This is a genomic window from Paenibacillus sp. WLX2291 (assembly GCF_046603665.1).
Classification (GTDB): domain Bacteria; phylum Bacillota; class Bacilli; order Paenibacillales; family Paenibacillaceae; genus Saccharibacillus.
The window spans coordinates 377,624-394,823 of the sequence record NZ_CP176755.1 but is presented as its reverse complement, the minus strand read 5'-3'; the positions used below and the strand labels follow the sequence as shown (position 1 = coordinate 394,823).

At 51.8% G+C, this 17,200-nt stretch carries 11 protein-coding genes; 4 read left to right on the top strand and 7 right to left on the bottom strand.

What is annotated here, in order from left to right:
* Positions 1-108 precede the first annotated feature (108 nt).
* The 4 genes from ACDE64_RS01625 to ACDE64_RS01610 all read left to right on the top strand — a co-directional run bounded on the left by ACDE64_RS01625 (position 109) and on the right by ACDE64_RS01610 (position 4,079).
* Positions 109-795: a FadR/GntR family transcriptional regulator gene (locus ACDE64_RS01625; protein WP_411348781.1), complete on the top strand. Its 687-nt coding sequence runs from the start codon at positions 109-111 to the stop codon at positions 793-795.
* Positions 792-2,036, top strand: a complete 1,245-nt coding sequence (locus tag ACDE64_RS01620) for a CynX/NimT family MFS transporter (RefSeq protein ID WP_411348780.1) — start codon at positions 792-794, stop codon at positions 2,034-2,036. Before ACDE64_RS01625 ends, ACDE64_RS01620 begins: the two co-directional genes overlap by 4 nt.
* Before the next feature lie 388 nt (positions 2,037-2,424).
* Complete coding sequence (locus ACDE64_RS01615) at positions 2,425-2,991, top strand: NADPH-dependent FMN reductase (RefSeq protein WP_411348779.1); 567 nt, start codon at positions 2,425-2,427, stop codon at positions 2,989-2,991.
* A gap of 257 nt (positions 2,992-3,248) precedes the next feature.
* Positions 3,249-4,079 (top strand): aldo/keto reductase, encoded by an 831-nt coding sequence (locus tag ACDE64_RS01610; protein WP_411344812.1) that lies wholly within the window; start codon positions 3,249-3,251, stop codon positions 4,077-4,079.
* A 270-nt stretch (positions 4,080-4,349) separates the two neighbouring features.
* Here the strand turns inward: ACDE64_RS01610 and ACDE64_RS01605 are convergent, their stop codons facing one another.
* The 7 genes from ACDE64_RS01605 to ACDE64_RS01575 form a co-directional block, all read right to left on the bottom strand.
* Positions 4,350-4,526 (bottom strand): Spo0E family sporulation regulatory protein-aspartic acid phosphatase, encoded by a 177-nt coding sequence (locus ACDE64_RS01605; RefSeq protein WP_411346664.1) that lies wholly within the window; start codon positions 4,524-4,526, stop codon positions 4,350-4,352.
* Positions 4,527-4,931: 405 nt separating this feature from the next.
* Positions 4,932-5,705, bottom strand: coding sequence for a GTP cyclohydrolase II (locus ACDE64_RS01600; RefSeq protein WP_411348778.1), 774 nt, complete (start codon positions 5,703-5,705; stop codon positions 4,932-4,934).
* Between the two features lie 193 nt (positions 5,706-5,898).
* Complete coding sequence (locus ACDE64_RS01595) at positions 5,899-6,999, bottom strand: FAD-dependent monooxygenase (RefSeq protein WP_411348777.1); 1,101 nt, start codon at positions 6,997-6,999, stop codon at positions 5,899-5,901.
* 200 nt (positions 7,000-7,199) lie between these two features.
* Positions 7,200-9,440, bottom strand: coding sequence for a DEAD/DEAH box helicase (locus tag ACDE64_RS01590; RefSeq protein ID WP_411348776.1), 2,241 nt, complete (start codon positions 9,438-9,440; stop codon positions 7,200-7,202).
* Positions 9,437-10,849, bottom strand: a complete 1,413-nt coding sequence (locus ACDE64_RS01585) for an ATP-binding protein (protein ID WP_411348775.1) — start codon at positions 10,847-10,849, stop codon at positions 9,437-9,439. The genes ACDE64_RS01590 and ACDE64_RS01585 overlap by 4 nt, the downstream gene beginning before the upstream one ends.
* Positions 10,850-10,856: 7 nt before the next feature.
* Positions 10,857-15,047, bottom strand: a complete 4,191-nt coding sequence (locus ACDE64_RS01580) for a TerB N-terminal domain-containing protein (RefSeq protein WP_411348774.1) — start codon at positions 15,045-15,047, stop codon at positions 10,857-10,859.
* Positions 15,048-15,303: 256 nt separating this feature from the next.
* Positions 15,304-17,193, bottom strand: coding sequence for an FAD-dependent monooxygenase (locus ACDE64_RS01575; protein WP_411348773.1), 1,890 nt, complete (start codon positions 17,191-17,193; stop codon positions 15,304-15,306).
* Positions 17,194-17,200 lie beyond the last annotated feature (7 nt).

The window sequence follows — 17,200 nt, the reverse complement described above, 5'->3', positions numbered from 1 at the left end:
CAGCATCATCCCTTAAAATGTCCAATAGACCAATCATCCTACCTTTACATTCAAAATGATTATTGATGATAACTGGCAATCTATATATTCAGAAATGCGGTGAAGCATATGTTTGATAAATTGGAAAAGAAATCGCTGGTCGAGCAGCTGTGCGAACGGCTGGAAGAACAGATTCGCAGCGGCGTATGGACCGTCGGTATGCGCATTCCAAAAGAAGCGGAATTGATGGAGCAGTTTGGCGTCAGCCGCAATACGCTGCGTGAAGGGATTCGCGCCTTAGTGCATATCGGTCTGCTAGCCACGCGTCAGGGAGACGGTACGTTTGTCATCGCCGCCAGTCCGCTCGGCTCGGTATTGCAAAAACGGATCGGTAATTCTAGCATCATCGAGATTCTGGAAGTCCGACATGCGCTGGATCGCGAAGCAGTCATTCTCGCATGCCAGCGCCGCACAGAGGACGATCTACAACAGATGGAGCATTATTCCGCCCTCTGCTTGCAGCATACACATGCTGGCGAGATCGAAGCATTCGTTGAGGTCGATATGCAGCTGCATCATACGATTATCGCGGCATCGTACAATCCGCTGCTGGTCGATCTATACAATCATATGTTTGAACGGATTCAAATGTCGATCATGAGCACGACCGAGCTGACGACCGACAACGATCATACCGGGCATCACAATCTGATCAACGCTATTCGCCAGCAGGATGAACAGCAGGCGGCGGCAATCGTGGACGATTATATTCATTATTTCAAAACCATTATGACTGAAGGAGATTTCAAGCAATGAAGCGTACCCTTGCTATACCCGGTCAGTCTGCACCGTTGCGGAATCCGGCGTTTTTGCTGTTTTGTATTCTGTTTGTTTCTTGTACGATGCGTAGTCCGATTACCGGGCTTAGTCCACTACTGGATCTGATTCGTGTTGATTTCCCCATTTCCAATACGATGGCGGGCTTTCTGACGACTATTCCGCTACTGGCGTTTGCATTATTATCTCCTTTTGTCGCCAAGCTGGCTGGCAATTACGGCATGGAAAAGATCATTTTCTTCTCGATGATCGTCATGATGATCGGCGGCTGGATGCGTCCGTTTGGTGGACTGGGGATCTTGGTCACTGGTACCTTTCTGACAGGTCTGGCGATTGCTGTGATCAACGTCATTTTACCGGGTCTGATCAAGCGTGAATTCCCACATCGGATCGGGCTGATGACGAGTATTTATTCGATTTGCAGTAATGTATTTGCTGCGCTGGCATCGGCAATTAGCCTGCCACTGGCGTTGAATGCCGGGCTAGGCTGGAAAGGATCGCTGCTCACATGGACAGTACTGGCGACCGGAGCGCTGCTGTTCTGGCTCACCCAGTTGCGTCACAACAAAGTGGCTCGTCTCGCCACGCGCTCGCATACTTCGGGTCATAGCGTGTGGAAATCGCCGCTGGCGTGGAAAATCACCTTTTTCATGGGCATGCAGTCGATGATCTTCTACGTCTCGATTGCGTGGTTGCCGGATATTCTGCAAGAACAAGGCTTATCGCGCATACAATCCGGCTACATGCTGTCATTGATGCAATTCTCGATGCTGCCTTTTAACTTTATTATCCCGATTTTGGCGGCGCGTCTTGCGACCCAACGATTGCTCGTCGCCGGAACGGTCGCTATGTACCTGATCGGTCTGCTCGGTATCATCTTCGGTAGCGGGCATATCGGCATTATCGCTGTCTGCCTGATCCTGATCGGTATCGCCGGTGCGGCTGCCTTCAGCCTGTCGATGATGTTCTTCAACCTGCGTACCCAGACACCGGAACAAGCAACCGAAATCTCCGGTATGGCACAATCCGTCGGCTACCTGTTAGCCGCCTGCGGTCCTACCCTATTCGGTATCCTGCACGACGTCTCCAACAGCTGGACGATTCCACTGCTGCTACTCGTCGCTGCCGCGGCTACTCTGCTCTATACTGGTCTAGGAGCAGGCAGCAAAGGCTATATCTACCCTACCGCTACCAAAGACACCGAGATTCATGTGGAGTAGCTTCAAACATTCATTGGCTACTCCTACCAATCCAAACATCACACTATCTGATTGTGGAATCATCGGATGATCGTCATTCTCATCATGGAACGGAGCAGCAGCCACATACGGTTGCCGCTCCGTTTTTTATTTTTATTTTTATTTTGTTTCTATTTTCTATTCCGTTTCGATCTTCCACTCCTATTCATCTTGCCGCAGCTATACTTCCAGACTGCTTACTCTATGTTCCCCATCACATCCCCTTGCATACAAAGGATACATCCAATCTTCATCCGCCATCACTCCACACTGCTCTATACTAAAGGTAGTCGCTCCGCTGTATACCAGTCACAACATTACTACATATCCCGATTCCAATATCCCAATTATAGAAAAGAGGACATCCACCATGAATCATCCTATGCATCCTACAACGAACATACTCGCCATCTCAGGAAGCTTGCGCCAGTCTTCCTCCAATACAACGCTAATGAACGCTATCATCAATCTTGCCCCAGACTATCTGAACTTCACCACCTACACCGGTCTCGGCGACCTCCCCCATTTCAATCCAGACCTCGATACCGATCAAGCACCTCAATCTGTCCAAACTCTTAGAACACAGCTCAGCCAAGCTCACGGCGTTCTGATCTGCTCGCCTGAATACGGCAATGGCGTACCCGGCGCACTCAAAAATGCCCTCGACTGGATCGTATCGTCCGGTGAATTTGTCAACAAACCGACCGCCGTCATCACAGCCTCTCCATCGCCACTGGGCGGCAACTATGCCAACGCCTCCCTACTGCTCACCTTACAAATGATCAACGCCCAACTATCAGACACAACGACCCTAACCATCCCGCACATCACCTTAAAGCTATCCAAAGAAGGCATCATCACAGACCTTACGTTAAAACAAAACCTGCAAGCTCTGCTCCAATCCCTACACCAGTCTTGTCATCCATCCATAAACTAATACATTGTATCCCATGCTGCTCGCAACGCTGGAAAGGAAATAAGGGGAAACGGCGACCTTGGAGAAAGGAAAATCGACAAGTATCTCTCATTCCGTCGATTCTCCTCTTTCCACTGGAGCCTGTCCCCTTATTCCTTTCCGTAGTGGTAGATACCGATTCAAAAACAGTAATTTTTCCAGCGAATCCCGATTAACACGCTCAGATTAGGGTATGTTCTATAAGGAAGCCAAAAGCACCCTTGAAGGAGGAATCACGAATGACAACAGATATCAAAACAACCGTCAAACTGAACAATGGTGTGGAAATCCCATGGTTCGGTCTGGGCGTATGGCAAGTCGAAGAAGGCGAAGACGCAACCAAATCCGTAACTGCTGCGATCAATGCAGGTTATGTACTGATCGATACCGCCGCAGCCTACAAAAACGAGGAAAGCGTCGGCAAAGCAATCCGCGAATCCGGCGTACCGCGCGACCAACTGTTCGTGACATCCAAACTGTGGAACGGCGATCAAGGTTACGAATCTACGCTAGCAGCGTTTGACGATACAATGAACAAGCTCGGTCTGGATGTGCTGGATCTGTACCTCATTCACTGGCCAGTGAAAGGCAAGTACAAAGATTCCTGGCGTGCGATGGAAAAGCTGTACAAAGAAGGTCGCATCCGTGCAATCGGCGTAAGTAACTTCCAACCACATCATCTGGACGATCTGCTGGCAGATGCCGAAGTCGTACCAGCGGTCAATCAGGTGGAATTCCACCCACTGCTCACGCAAAACGAACTGCTGGACTACAGCGCGCAAAAAGGCATTCAAGTCGAAGCCTGGTCCCCGCTCGCTCGCGGTAAACTGTTCGATAACGAAACCGTCAAATCCATCGCTGATAAATACGGCAAAAGCCCTGCACAAGTGTTACTGCGCTGGGTACTGGATAAAGGTGTTGTCGTTCTGACTCGCTCTGTAAAAGAAGAACGTGTTGTCGATAATGCTAACATTTTCGACTTCCAGCTGACGACTGATGAGATCGACCAGCTGAACGCGCTCAACAAAAACGAGCGTACTGGCCCAGACCCGGACAATTTTAACTTCTAATCTTAGGCTGCTACGATGTAGCCCAAAGCTAAATACAACCAACAACCGCCCGTCAACCATACCTCATGGTTGGCAGGCGGTTATTTTTGCTTGCACAGATACGATTGCTACGGATACAGCTGCTACGTTCCACATCATTCCCTATACATATAAAAAAGCCCCCGCTAGGCACGGAGGCTGGAATGAGTAGAATGATTGTGTATCTGTATAGTGGAATCTTATGTTACGTCCCTGTCGCTTGCTACATATTCCGCTGTCTTTCCCGTTTGGTTATGAAGACCCTACGATTGAACTGCGAGTACCCAAAAGTGCCTGCTTCAAATGATTGTACTGATTAAGTATGGAGTCTACTCGTCTCGACTGGTCCAATACGCGGTGGTCTTGTAGGTCATAGAATTGCACCATCTCATTAAGTTCTCGGCGCTCCTGTTCGATGCACTCTTCCATTAATTTAAGACTTTCCAAGAAACTCACCTCCTGCCGCGATCTGTAAAAGGAACAGCTGCTTATTTGTACGTCTCTATATCTTTCTATTCTAAGGCAGTCTGCATAGCTTGCTCTGTCTACGAATTTTACCAAACGATTCCTATTTCTACCATATCAGATTTACACGTACTTTACATTATAAAGTTACATAATTCTATAAACGATCGGGTATATCGCGATTGCGCTTCTATCCTCATCGCTGGATATGCTGTACAACGTTCTGTTTTCAGTCGCCGATATTTCAAATTTTAGCTTTTGGCAATTTTAATACAAATCTGGGCATAATGCAAAAAGGCAGCCCGGATTTGTATTCCCGACTGCCTGCTGCATCTGCTTTATTGCTGTTATGACTCATTCAACAACAGCTTAATCGCCCGCTGCATTGGTCAGTGGTCCGCTGCCCAAGTGACCGGAACGATTCACTTTTGTTTTCAGATATTTTTCGTTAAATTCGGAGATATCTCCCCACAGCGGCACACGACCGCTTACGACTGCACCGGAGCGCTGCAAGGCGTCTAGCTTGCGCGGGTTGTTGGTGATCAGCGTTACCGGTTGTTGACGCAGTTGACCGAGTACGGCAATCGCATCGTCATAGTTACGCATATCGTCTTCAAAGCCCAGCTCCAGATTCGCTTCTACTGTATCCAGACCTTGCTCTTGCAGCACGTATGCCATCGCTTTGCTGAACAGACCGATGCCGCGTCCTTCATGATTTGCCAGATAGAACAATGCGCCGGTGCCATGAGCAACGATCATTTTCATCGACTGCTTCAGCTGGTAGCCACAGTCACAACGTTTACTACCGAAAATATCGCCGGTGTGACAAATACTATGCATGCGAATCAGCGCATCGGCGGAACCTTGGAAGTCGCCATATACGAGTACGCTCGATTGCTGTGCTTCCGCCAGATTGGACGAGGATAGCATCTCGATAATTGCCGCATGATCAACATTCGGGTTGCCGCATTCTGCGCCCGGCATATTGTCACAGCGCAACCAGCAATACCACTGGAAGACGACCGTCTCGCCATCCAGATTGACTGGCAGACGAATCGGGCCGACTAGATAGATGGATTTTTCACCACTGGGTACAATTTGTATACGATCTTTGAGGGCATCTGCTATTTTGGGATTAATCATTATGAATTACCTCCGGTTGTGTATCTCTGTCAACGATAGATACGTGTTATATTCAAAATTGGATGATGAACCGGCTGCATTCATTCCGCTTCATCCCGTCTTGTGTCCTCTGACTGTCCATGATGTGAATGCGTATCATCTCTATAGTTGGTACTCAACATGTTGAAAAGCGATGACTTCGCCTGATGCTACTTTACGGTTGATATGCTGGGAAATTGCCGCTGAAGCTGGATTCTTTGGCAAACTGGCTATCCAGCTCGGCAGTTGTCTCCTGACGGCGCAATTGTTCAAACTGGCGCAGTGTTTCCAGTCCGGTGTCACCCGACCGCAGCGCATCCAGCAGCAGCGGAGCCAATATGTGGGCATCCTGCATAGCGCTATTCACGCCGATGGCGCCAGTTGGGCTGAACGTATGTGCCGCATCGCCCATAATGACCAGTCCGGGCTGTACCCATGTATCGCACACACAACTCTGCACTTGAAGCAGCACAAAATCATCCCATGTGCGGATATGCTTCTCCACGGTTTGTGCTAGTTCTGGAAATGCCTCGACAAGTGCGCGTGCAAATGGCTCTACTGGCTGTTTGCGCAGCTTACGATAGCTGTCCTGCTGAATATTCCAGCCGACCTGAATATATCCACCCTGCTGGCTGAATAACGCCAGCTGCGAATCATTGGCAAGCGCCATCCGTACAGTGGCAGGCCAGCCTGTCGGTGCAGGAATGCGCGCCCACAGCAGGTCAAAGCCGTGCTTGAGAATACGCGTGCCAATGCCTGCCAGCTTGCGCACGGTAGAGTAACGTCCATCCGCGCCGATGACCAGTTGACTGTGTATGGTCTGTTCTTCCCCTTGATGGCGTACTTTGACGCCGTTGACGGCTCCACTTTGCTCATCGTGTAGCAGCTCGGTGACCGTTGTATCCATCATCAGTCTGTAATTCGGGAATCGAAGAGATTCGCCGATCAGTACATGCAGCAGGTTTTTTTGCGGAACATGGATACCGGTATGTCGTTCACCCGGACCGGGCAAGATCGTCTTGATGATGCGCCCTTGTTGAAAATATTCCACACGCTCCATCAGCAGCAATCCCGCCTCCTGTACGCGCTTGTACAGTCCGTGCTCCTTCAAAATACGTTCTCCCTGTGCGTTCAGATGCTCCCCGCGAAATTCTTTATCCATATGACTATGCCGTTCTAGCAAAATCACGGACACTCCGCTAGCTGCGAGCAAATACCCGAGCAGCGCACCGCCGGGACCCGCTCCCGCAATAATTACTTCTGCATGCAAACTCATCGGCTTCTCCTTCCCACCGCGATTACAGTACCTTTATTTGTAGTAGTGTTCGCTCTATTGGTTTATTACTTACTTTTAATAAGTAGATTATATTTAAGAAAATGTGCTTTGTCAACTTTGTGTATTCGTATATTGTCATATGTGTTTCTGCATCTAAGAAGCGATACACTCACGATGGAAATAGGAAAAGAAGCCAGAGATTACGACTCTCTAGCTTCTTTATCGGATGGCGGATTCAAATTAATTTGTATTTTCTGGATATTCAGTAGTCCATCCCGCAATCCGTCCAGATCCAAACCGTCAGCTGCAAATGCTTGCCGCACCAGTCCAGGCTGGATAAATTCATCGTATTTGCCGAGATACGGTGCTTCTTCCTCACCCAGCAGTTGCTCAGGATAATCGATATGTTTGCATTCGGCGATCATCTCAGCTAGCAGCTCTGCCGCATCCGCCTTGCCTGAGACGACAAAATAATACGGCTCCATCGGCGTGACAGCGCGCAGTCCGAGTCGTTCAGCAAGATTGTGCTTGAGCATCCGCTCCAGTGTACGAAACGGCTTACTACCCAGCCACGGCAACACAAAGCACGAATCGCCACCCGCCGGAATAACGATCTCATCCAGTAATCCAGTTTCCCGTGCAAGCCGCCGTGCGCGCTCCAGTCGGGAAGCAGCGTTAGGTGCCAGATACGAGTAGAGATCGGTGGAAGCAAGAATCTCGCGGATCTTTTGCATCACGCGGGTGTCGACGTCGCCGCCTGCACCAAGCCAGAGCGTATCGACTTTGCCTTTAGAAGATTTGACGTAGACCGCCTTATGACGGCTATCGATCTCCTCTACTTTCCACAGCTTACCTGCCAGCGAGAAGCAGTAGCCCGGCGGCGGCACAGTCGTAATCGAACCAATTTCCTCTGAACCATTGTAAACGGCATGCTCTTCGTCATCCTTGAACACGGCGTAGAAGCGGAAGTTGTTAACGATCTTCTCGCCCGCCATGCCGATAATCAGCGTACCTTCCTCCGTCTGCTGAATATGATCCAGCTGCAACAGATACCGCAAAAATTGCTGATACTGTTCCACTGTAAAATGCCGAAACGGTGGCAATGTCATTACCGCACGCGCCAGCTCGGCAGGCTCGGCTTCGCCCATACTTTTGAGCGTACTCATCGTCTGGTGATATAGAATGCCAATCGGCAGCTTGCGCGCGCTGAACGGCTCGACCCAGCGGTCGCGTACATATAGCTCAATGACCGCAATCGCTCGTAGCATCATCCATGGCATCCGAGCAGGTAATTGCGCTTGCTCATCCTCTTCCTCTGGACAAACGAAGATCATTTCCGAGACGGCTCCTTCACGTCGCCCGGAGCGACCAAGCCGCTGGACAAAGCTGGAACAAGAATACGGAGCGCCCAGCTGAATGACACGTTCTAGTTCGCCCAGATCAATCCCAAGCTCCAATGTCAGCGTCGCCGCTGCTACAGCTGGCCCGTAGCCTTCGCGTAGTGCCGCTTCCGCTTCTTCACGCAGCATCGCCGAGATACTGCCGTGATGCACATGGAAAATATCCGGTTCCTGCCGATGAGCAGCAACTTTACGCATTTCCAGTGTCAAATATTCAGCATCCGAGCGGCTGTTGGTGAAGATCAACGCTTTCTTATGATGCGTCTGGTCGTAAATGAAATTGTGATATGCCTGCTGTGCATATTCAAGCTGCTGCGCCTGTTCTTCATTGCGTGCATCGGGAAACGAGAAATGCTCTACGCTAATGCGCAGTTTGCGCGAGCCTTGCGGCGATACGATCTCTACCGGCTGCCCGGTATCCGAAGACAGCCATTCACAGGCACTCTCGTAATCGCTCAGCGTCGCGGACAAACCGATTCGCTGCGGACGACAACCAGCCATGCGCTGAATACGCGACAATTGCGACAACACCTGCACCCCGCGATCTACACCCATAAAAGCATGCACTTCATCAACGACAATATAGCGCAGATCGCCGAACAGCGCTGGAATCGAATTCGGCTTGTTCATGAGCAGCCCTTCCAGCGATTCCGGTGTAATCTGCAAAATGCCAGATGGATTCTGTACCAGCTTCGTCTTATGCGATTGCGGCACATCTCCATGCCAGTGCCAGACCGGAATGTCGGCATCCCGCAGTACGCCTTTAAGCCGCTCATACTGGTCGTTAATCAGCGCTTTGAGCGGCCCGATATACAGAATGCCCACCGATTTGGACGGTTGTTCATATAATGCGGTTAGCGCGGGAAAAAAGGCAGCTTCCGTTTTGCCCGAGGCTGTACCTGATGCGATCAGCAGATGATGGGGCGTATCCAGCAGTACCCGGCACGCTTCCACCTGTGCCTCACGCAATTCTTTCCAGCCGCTACGATAAATGTATTCCTGAATAAACGGCGCCATCCGGTAAAACGGATGCCCGCTCACAGGTCAAACTCCGCCAAGAAGTCATCCACATCATCCGGCTGCTTCGGTGCAGCTCCGTTCGCCCGTGCAGAAGTCGACTGCGCGCCGCCCGCTTTTGCCGGACGGTCTTCATCATCTGCGCTATAACTGTTCGATGACGCCGCTGGCGCCGATGCTAACTCGCCCAGCAGATGGTCAAACGTCAATTCTTCGTTGAAATGCAGTGTATTCAGCAGATCGACAAAATCACGCACCACCTCGCGCGGAGTCAGCAATTCATCCGCGCCTAGTCGCGATACCGCCGTTTGCATAAAGGAAACAAGCTGCGCCTGCTGAAGCACACTGTCGTATTTGTAATGCTGGCAGTGAATATCGCGCAGCTTTTGCAGCATAAGCAGAATTTCTTCATGAGACAACATCTCCAAGCGAATGACCGGGCCAGCAAAATTCTTCGTACCGCTGCTACCGAATCGGCTCTCTGCCAATCGGGAACGCAGCGCTTCATAGCTGTACAATCCACGGCGTGGGTCTTCGACAAACTGCGGCGTGCCGCCAACGAAGACGCCGAGATGACCAGCTTTACCCTGCATCGTATCGTTGAAGATGGTCAGTAGCTTTTCATAATTGCTCTGACGGGAGACGCTGTTGGAGATTTTGTACAGATTGACACCTTCGTCGACGAACAGCAGCAATCCTTTGTAGCCGATACGAGCAGCAAATTCCGCCCACAGCTTCATATAATCGTACCAGCCGTCATCGTCGATAATGACGCTCACATTCAGCTCGCGCCGCGCTTCAGTACGGGTCTGGTATTCACCGCGCAGCCAGCGCAGCGCAGACTGCTTGAGCGCATCTTCGTTCAGACGAATGCCCTGCCAGTACGCAGACAATACTTTGGCAAAATCAAAGCCGTGTACCCAGCCCTCCATCTCGCCAGTTACCGTATGAATGCGGCGCTGTACCTCGATGCCGATGGACGGATCATCCGCAGTAACGCCTTGTTCCTCCATTACCTGCAATTGCAGATTGGAGATCCACTTTTGCAGCATCGATTCCAGTGCGCCGCCGTCAGGACGGGTGCGGGTAGACAAATTGATCATCAGCTCGCGGTATGTTGCCAGCCCCTGTCCCTTCGCCCCCGTGAGACGACGTTCAGGTGACAGATCGCCATCAGCAACGACAAAGCCGCGATCCATCGCATAGTTGCGAATCATTTGCAGCAAAAAGCTTTTCCCGCTACCGTACCGACCGGTGATCAGCTTGAACGCCGCACCGCCATCGGCAACATTGTCCAGCTCGCGTAAAATGGATTCAATCTCGTATTTGCGACCGACCGCCACATGTTCCAGCCCGATGCGCGGAACGACCCCGGCAGCAAACGAGTTGACCAGTGCGGTCGTGATGCGTTTTGGTATTTTCACTTCATTCATTTCCAGTTCACCTCATGATGATTGCATCCAGTATGGATCGGTATTCTTCCATCATTTCGCCGTTATCTAACAGCAGATCGCCGATATGATCCATCGCCAGATCGTTGATCTCGTCCGCCAGCAGCGCCGCCATCGTATTGTAGCGTCCAGCGACGACTTGCTGTGCGTGTTCATCGGCGCCATTCAGCATCGCCGCTAGCAATTGAATATGCTGCGGCTGTAAAGCATTCAGGCAATCCTGCCATTCTTCATCCAGTTCACTTATATTGCCCAACGTTGCGGTTGTAGAGATGGCGGTGTTGCTGTGTATATTATCTACAGACTCGGTATCACGTACAGAATCGGGATCGGATACCGAATCAGTGTCGGATACCGACTCCGCATCTGTTGCCGGCTCCTCCTGCTCCTGTATCTGCGTCCAGTCGGGATCGTCATGCTCGGAGCCGGTGGAGATCCAGCTTGTCAGATCATCATACATAGGATCTGTATCATTCGTATCGCTCTTCTCGTTCGTATCGTTCATATCCAGTTCAGCAGTATGGTCTGGCTCGTTATGAGACGTTGCAAGCGTAGATGCCCATTGTTGACGTTGTGCTTCTTCGCTCGCTTCCTGCTGGATCACATCCAGTTCTTCCTGACGTAGCGTTAACATATCGCGCACGACAGCGGAGTCTGCTTGCAACTGCTCCAGCAGATCGGCGTTGATCTCCACCCGGCGCGGTGCTGGCAATTCCTCGACTGGTGTAAACGCACGGCGAACATAGCGCTCAATCAGACGCGCAATCTCCGGCTCCACCGGCGGGTTGATGCGCAGTCGTCCGTTCACATTCAAGTGGCGGCGCAGTTCGTTTTCGGTCATTTTGACAATACCAGTTAGAAATTCGCGCAGCGGCTTGTGCTCACTTAGCGGCAAACGGCGCACCAGACTAGTGCGTCCATAGCGTGAAGCATCGTAAACGGCACTGCGGAACAGATACCGTTCATTTTCGCGATAGACAGGCGGACGGAATAGCTGGATCAAGCGTGTTCCCTGCTGTTTATCCAGAAAAGCATCAATCGCCGCCAGTACTTTCGGAATATATTGACGCATCACATCGCCGCCCTGCTCGGCATAGAAACGGCTACGCTCCAGATCATAATCTAGCAGCTGCGGCAGCAATGCAAAAGGCAACTGAATCGGCGATGCACTCCAAATGCGCTCCCACTCCAGATCGACCAGCTCCTGCGACACATGGCGCGGCGTTTCCAGCAGCAGCTCCAGCAGCGATTCGTTCAGACTGTGGACTTGCGAGAAGTCGATAATCCACTGTGGCAGATACCGATCCATTTTATGAAAACGACGACGATACTGACGCCACAGATTCATCAGCAGATGATGACCATCCAGCGGCTCCTGCCAGCCTGCGCCGTTAATAATCTCGTAACAGAGCAGGAAAATGTATGACAGATCAGTCGTCGGATAGCGTTCATTCCGTACTTCGTTGCGCCAGTAAAAGTACCATTTCTTCTGCCGCCACGTCATGCTCTCATAGGTCGGCCAATAGCTCATAAACGGTACAAACTCCGCTTCGTCCTCTACCTGCTCTACCATATCATGCGCCCGACAGGCGAAAATATATTCCGCACTCTGGATCGCCGACATCGAGCGACTACGATCCTGCGCATCCTCGGTTGCCGACAAAGGCTGTCCTTGCGAAGCGTAGGTCGATAAGCCCTCCTGATGCAATGGCTCCAATTCAATAGTCAGCTCATTGTCATGGTCAGCGCGCCAGTCTGTGATGTCATCAGAATCGTTGTCCATGTTGGCAAAGGATGATTGCGACGGCAACGGCGCTTGTTCTGCTGGTGGAATGGCATACGTGCGTCCTTCCGTTTTGGACAGCATGATTGGCATGCCGGGGGAAGCAGATGGTAGCGATACGGACGATTCCCATGGATTGTGGCTGTTCTCGCCTACATGATCATCGTGCTGACTGGTATCATTTTGACGGTTAGATTCGGTAGATGGCTTCGTCCAGTCGCCACTTGCTACTTCCCAGTTCAGCGCGCGTTGCTGCTGCACTGGTGGAATATACAAATTGCTGCGGCGCTGTTGCTCTGGCGACATTTCCAGCTCGGCACCATCATATGGAATATGTTCTTCGCCGTATTCCATATGTGCCGATGTCTCTTCCCTATCCAGCGATTCCGATGTGGCAAAGGCAGGAGGACGCTGAATATGGATGCCCTGTCTGGATAGCTCCTGCAACAAGCCCTCCATTCGTTCTGCCTTATCGTTTGGTTGTATATTGTTCAGCACTTCGCGTGGGCGATGATCCTCTACAGATGGGCTGTCGTGATCCATCATATGATGATCCAGCTCATGTTCATTGGAGCTAGTTTGTTCATTATAGTGACTGTGACTGCGTTCGGTGTAGCTGTTGCTTTGCATCGGGCTTGTGCGCTCGTCATGATCTACCGTCGGACGCAGCGGAATGGACATGCCTTTGTCCTCATCGCCTAGCTGAATCTCGGCAAACCCACCAGCGCGGGCAAGCTGCGGCAAACCAGGTTGAGCGGCTCGCTTCGGCTCCATTTCAAAAACCGGGGGCAGCGCGGTCAGCGGATGCTGCGGATCTGCAATCGCGTATTCGCGTACGACCGAATGAAATAACTTGAGTAAACTCGTCTGGGCGGTACGCATATGCGGCTCGTCCAGCAATTGTCCTTTGGCAAAGACCGACAGTCGCACTCGCGCCTGAATTCGGTTTAGAGCGCGGTACATTTTGCTGGTTACATCAGCGGTCATCTCATCCGGTTCGAGATATATGACGATATCGACGCCGCCCGGCAGTACCGCAGCGCGCTGAGTCAGCATGCTGACTGGCACAGCGATTAGCGGACGGGGCGATGCAGCGCTTTTGCTTTTGACTACTGGCGCGGATGCATCCTGCCAATACGGTTCCAGCAGATCCGACCACAGCTTGCGCAGAGCAGTAAGCTGTGTCTTTTTCCCAATCAGACCGATACGACAATCCGGCTCACGACGTAACCATTCAGACAGAAACTCGCCCAGATCGTCGGCATGGTGCATCACACCGCCGAGTATCCCACCGGACAATCCCCACTGACATAGAAAGTCAAAGTGCGCCGTCAAGCTGCGCTCGCCATCGTCACTAGGCAATTCCAAACCGGGTAACAGCATCGTCGACCACGGTCCACGCAATCGCTCCGAACCGCGCTGGATAATCTCCTGCGGCGTCAGTTTGCTATGACGATCCAGTGGCGTACCGTCTGCCATCCGTCCCATCGGTCCAAGTCCGATTTCGCGCAGCAGATCGATCTCGACCTGTCCACCGTCATCCAGCGCAATGTAGCGCCCGGCAGCATGTAATCGCCGCGACAATTCCACCGCTGGATAGCGAACACCGCCAATCTGAATCATCGGCACCGCCATCACCTGTCCGATCCCGTTTCTGGATTCTCTTTGCCCTTCCAGAATCCAATTCACTTCCTGATGCACATCGGCGACAAACTCGTCGTTATACGGAATATACGATTGTTCTGGCAAAAAGTCTGTTGTCATTGCTTCCGTGTGCTGGTGATCTGCTCTACTTCCCGTCGTCTGCCAATCTGCCGGAATCTGCCGTGCAAGCTGGCTACGCAGCGGCGTATTCACCAATATTCCAGCGGATACAGTTGTATCAGATTCGGGAATATCCGAACCTGACGATTGCTTGCGCCATCCTGGCTCGATGTGTATTCCTTGCTCGTCACCTTCATGCTGATTCATATCCGGCACACCATCCAGATTGTCTATAAACGTATCCTGCCATTCCGGTGCTTCATACAGGACAGCAGACGTGGCTTCCCCATGCCCTGCCAGCACAGCGGCAGCATGCTTATCCCAGTACGCTTGTACTGGCACACCGTCGTCCATCTCTAGCGTACCCGGCAGCATACGCAGCAAACGGGCGTATAGTTTGCCCGCTTCTTCAGTGCTGAGCAGACATTCGGTATGTCCCGAAGCGCTCACCTGCCAGCGTTCATCGCCTTCCAGTACACGTCCAGTTACCAGCTGCTGGATCTCCAGCGCCTTGTCCATTTCCATCACCAGACTGCCATAGGAAATATGCAGGAAAAAGCCTCGGTCTTCCTCGAAGCTCAGCAGGGCAATATATGATTTATCTGTAAAGGATACCGGAGAAGATAGCGTCATGGTAGAACCTGGCCTTTCTGCGTGCGTAATCATCTATGCGCAATACGTTATTGGTGGATATCACAATACGACCGTTTCCGGTCATCCGTCGGTCAACATAATATCCAATTATACATGATGCCTTTGGGCGATTGGTATAGGGAACGAACATATTTTCGTGATTTTTAACAAATACGCTGCTTGCCAGTTCTATCGTGAAAGTCTCACAATAGTGCGGCAGCAGCGTTCGGGGCATGTGTTGCATATGGTGTTTTTTTTATTTCACCGCAGATGGGATACGGAATAATCGATACACCCATCCAATTAATTCCATTTCGTCCTTCAAGCTACCCGCAAAGCCGATATATCCATCCGGGCGTACCATCACATACCCGCCTTGCTCCATCCCGTATAGCTTGCGTAATACGGAACCGGAATCCTGACGAAAATGAGCAGGCTGCGGCTGGGGCACCATTAACGGCTGATCCGGCAAAATATTCACGATCTCCGTCACCGACCGCCAGCTGTCACCAATCCGAATGAGCAGCGGAATACGAGTGCGCTCATCCTCGTCCCATAACTCAGGATTCGCTGGAGATGGCAATTGTGGCGACGCTTCAGGGAACACGAGCAGCAAATGCTTGCGGTTATCCCACCAGTCCAACCCTGCTCCTGCATCCGGCGCACGATCGCCGGGCGCGACCATACCATGTCGCCAATTCTCCCCGCGTAGCACGAGTTCGCTATGCCGATAATGAATATCCGTTTCCGAAATCGCACGCGCCATCAGACGCTGTACGATGCTGCGCGACGATAACAACGGTGCTACTGTATTGCGCGCCGCTGCCAGCAGTGGAAACCGATTGATCGCGAGCCGAGTAAATACGCCAGTCCAACGCAGCAATGAGCGGGCTACCGGCTCGCGCTCTTCTTCGTAGCTGTCCAGCAGCATCTCATCCGCTCGTCCCTGACAGACCAGCGCCAGCTTCCAGCCCAGATTAAACGCATCCTGCATGCCTGTATTCATACCCTGTCCGCCGACCGGAGAATGAATATGCGCCGCATCTCCTGCCAGCAGAGCTGCACCTGAGCGATAATGCTCGACCTTGCGCTGATTGACCGAGAAGCGCGTCATCCAGATCGGGTCTGACACGGTAAACTGCCCGCTCGTACATTCATCCAACACCTGCTGCACTTCTTCCAACGAAATCTGCCGTGCTTTCCCCGTGCCATCCTTGTCCTCTGCCTGATGCTGCGACTGAACTGGCGAAGCGACAATGACGCGATGACGACCACTTTTCATCGGGAAAAAGGCAGCGATTCGTCCCTGATGCAAATAAATCTGCAAGCGGTCATGCGCAATCTGACCAGATACCATCACATCAGCAAGCGCAAAATCCTGCGTAATCGAAGTTCCTTTGAACGACATGCGCAACAGATGACGCACCGTGCTATGCGCGCCGTCGCATCCAACGACCCAGCCTGCATGAATATGGGAGGTGACAGCTGAATCAGAGGAGGCATTCTGCACAATGGTCGCAGTCAAACGATAGGTAGACGGTTTGCCATGTTGCCCGGTAGACGATGCAGCACTCACCTGTATTCGGCTGCCGGAGACAAAATGCGGCAGTGCTGTTCGGCTTGCCAGCTGCGCGCTGTCAACGTCTGCTGTATGAGTTGCCGCCGAAGTCACCACTGACGAGTTGTCCGTGTGCTGCGTCTCGTTGGCTGTCGCATCATACGGCTGAAGCGCCGTCAACGTCGTACTGCGCTCTACCTGCACGCCGAGCTGCTGCAACCGTTGCAGCAAAATTTCTTCCGTTTCGTTTTGCGGCAACATGAGCACATACGGATATTTGCTGGCGATGCGCTGACCGAAAGGTACATCCGCCAGTTGTTTTTTGCCACCATAGATGCTGACCTGTTCAATCGGTAGTCCACGAGCAGTGAATTCTTCCGCCAGCCCCGCTTGCTCCAGCAGCTCCAATGTGCGTGCCATAACGCCCAGTGCTTTGCTGTACCGCGAAGGCTCATCAGCTTGATCGATAATGCGACAATGGATGCCCCGGCGCGCCAGTTCGATTGCCAGCGTCAATCCCGTCGGTCCCGCTCCCACAATCAACACTTCACAGGACGTATGTTGTTCCGCATGAGATGGTTTCGGCATGATCAGC

Bases quoted from the DNA above. Each gene is read 5' to 3' on its own strand.
- ACDE64_RS01615 (WP_411348779.1), top strand. From the start codon at position 2,425: ATGAATCATCCTATGCATCCTACAACGAACATACTCGCCATCTCAGGA.
- ACDE64_RS01620 (WP_411348780.1), top strand. From the start codon at position 792: ATGAAGCGTACCCTTGCTATACCCGGTCAGTCTGCACCGTTGCGGAAT.
- ACDE64_RS01600 (WP_411348778.1), bottom strand. From the start codon at position 5,705: ATGATTAATCCCAAAATAGCAGATGCCCTCAAAGATCGTATACAAATT.
- ACDE64_RS01585 (WP_411348775.1), bottom strand. From the start codon at position 10,849: ATGAATGAAGTGAAAATACCAAAACGCATCACGACCGCACTGGTCAAC.
- ACDE64_RS01605 (WP_411346664.1), bottom strand. From the start codon at position 4,526: ATGGAAGAGTGCATCGAACAGGAGCGCCGAGAACTTAATGAGATGGTG.
- ACDE64_RS01610 (WP_411344812.1), top strand. From the start codon at position 3,249: ATGACAACAGATATCAAAACAACCGTCAAACTGAACAATGGTGTGGAA.
- ACDE64_RS01575 (WP_411348773.1), bottom strand. From the start codon at position 17,193: ATGCCGAAACCATCTCATGCGGAACAACATACGTCCTGTGAAGTGTTG.
- ACDE64_RS01625 (WP_411348781.1), top strand. From the start codon at position 109: ATGTTTGATAAATTGGAAAAGAAATCGCTGGTCGAGCAGCTGTGCGAA.
- ACDE64_RS01580 (WP_411348774.1), bottom strand. From the start codon at position 15,047: ATGACGCTATCTTCTCCGGTATCCTTTACAGATAAATCATATATTGCC.
- ACDE64_RS01595 (WP_411348777.1), bottom strand. From the start codon at position 6,999: ATGAGTTTGCATGCAGAAGTAATTATTGCGGGAGCGGGTCCCGGCGGT.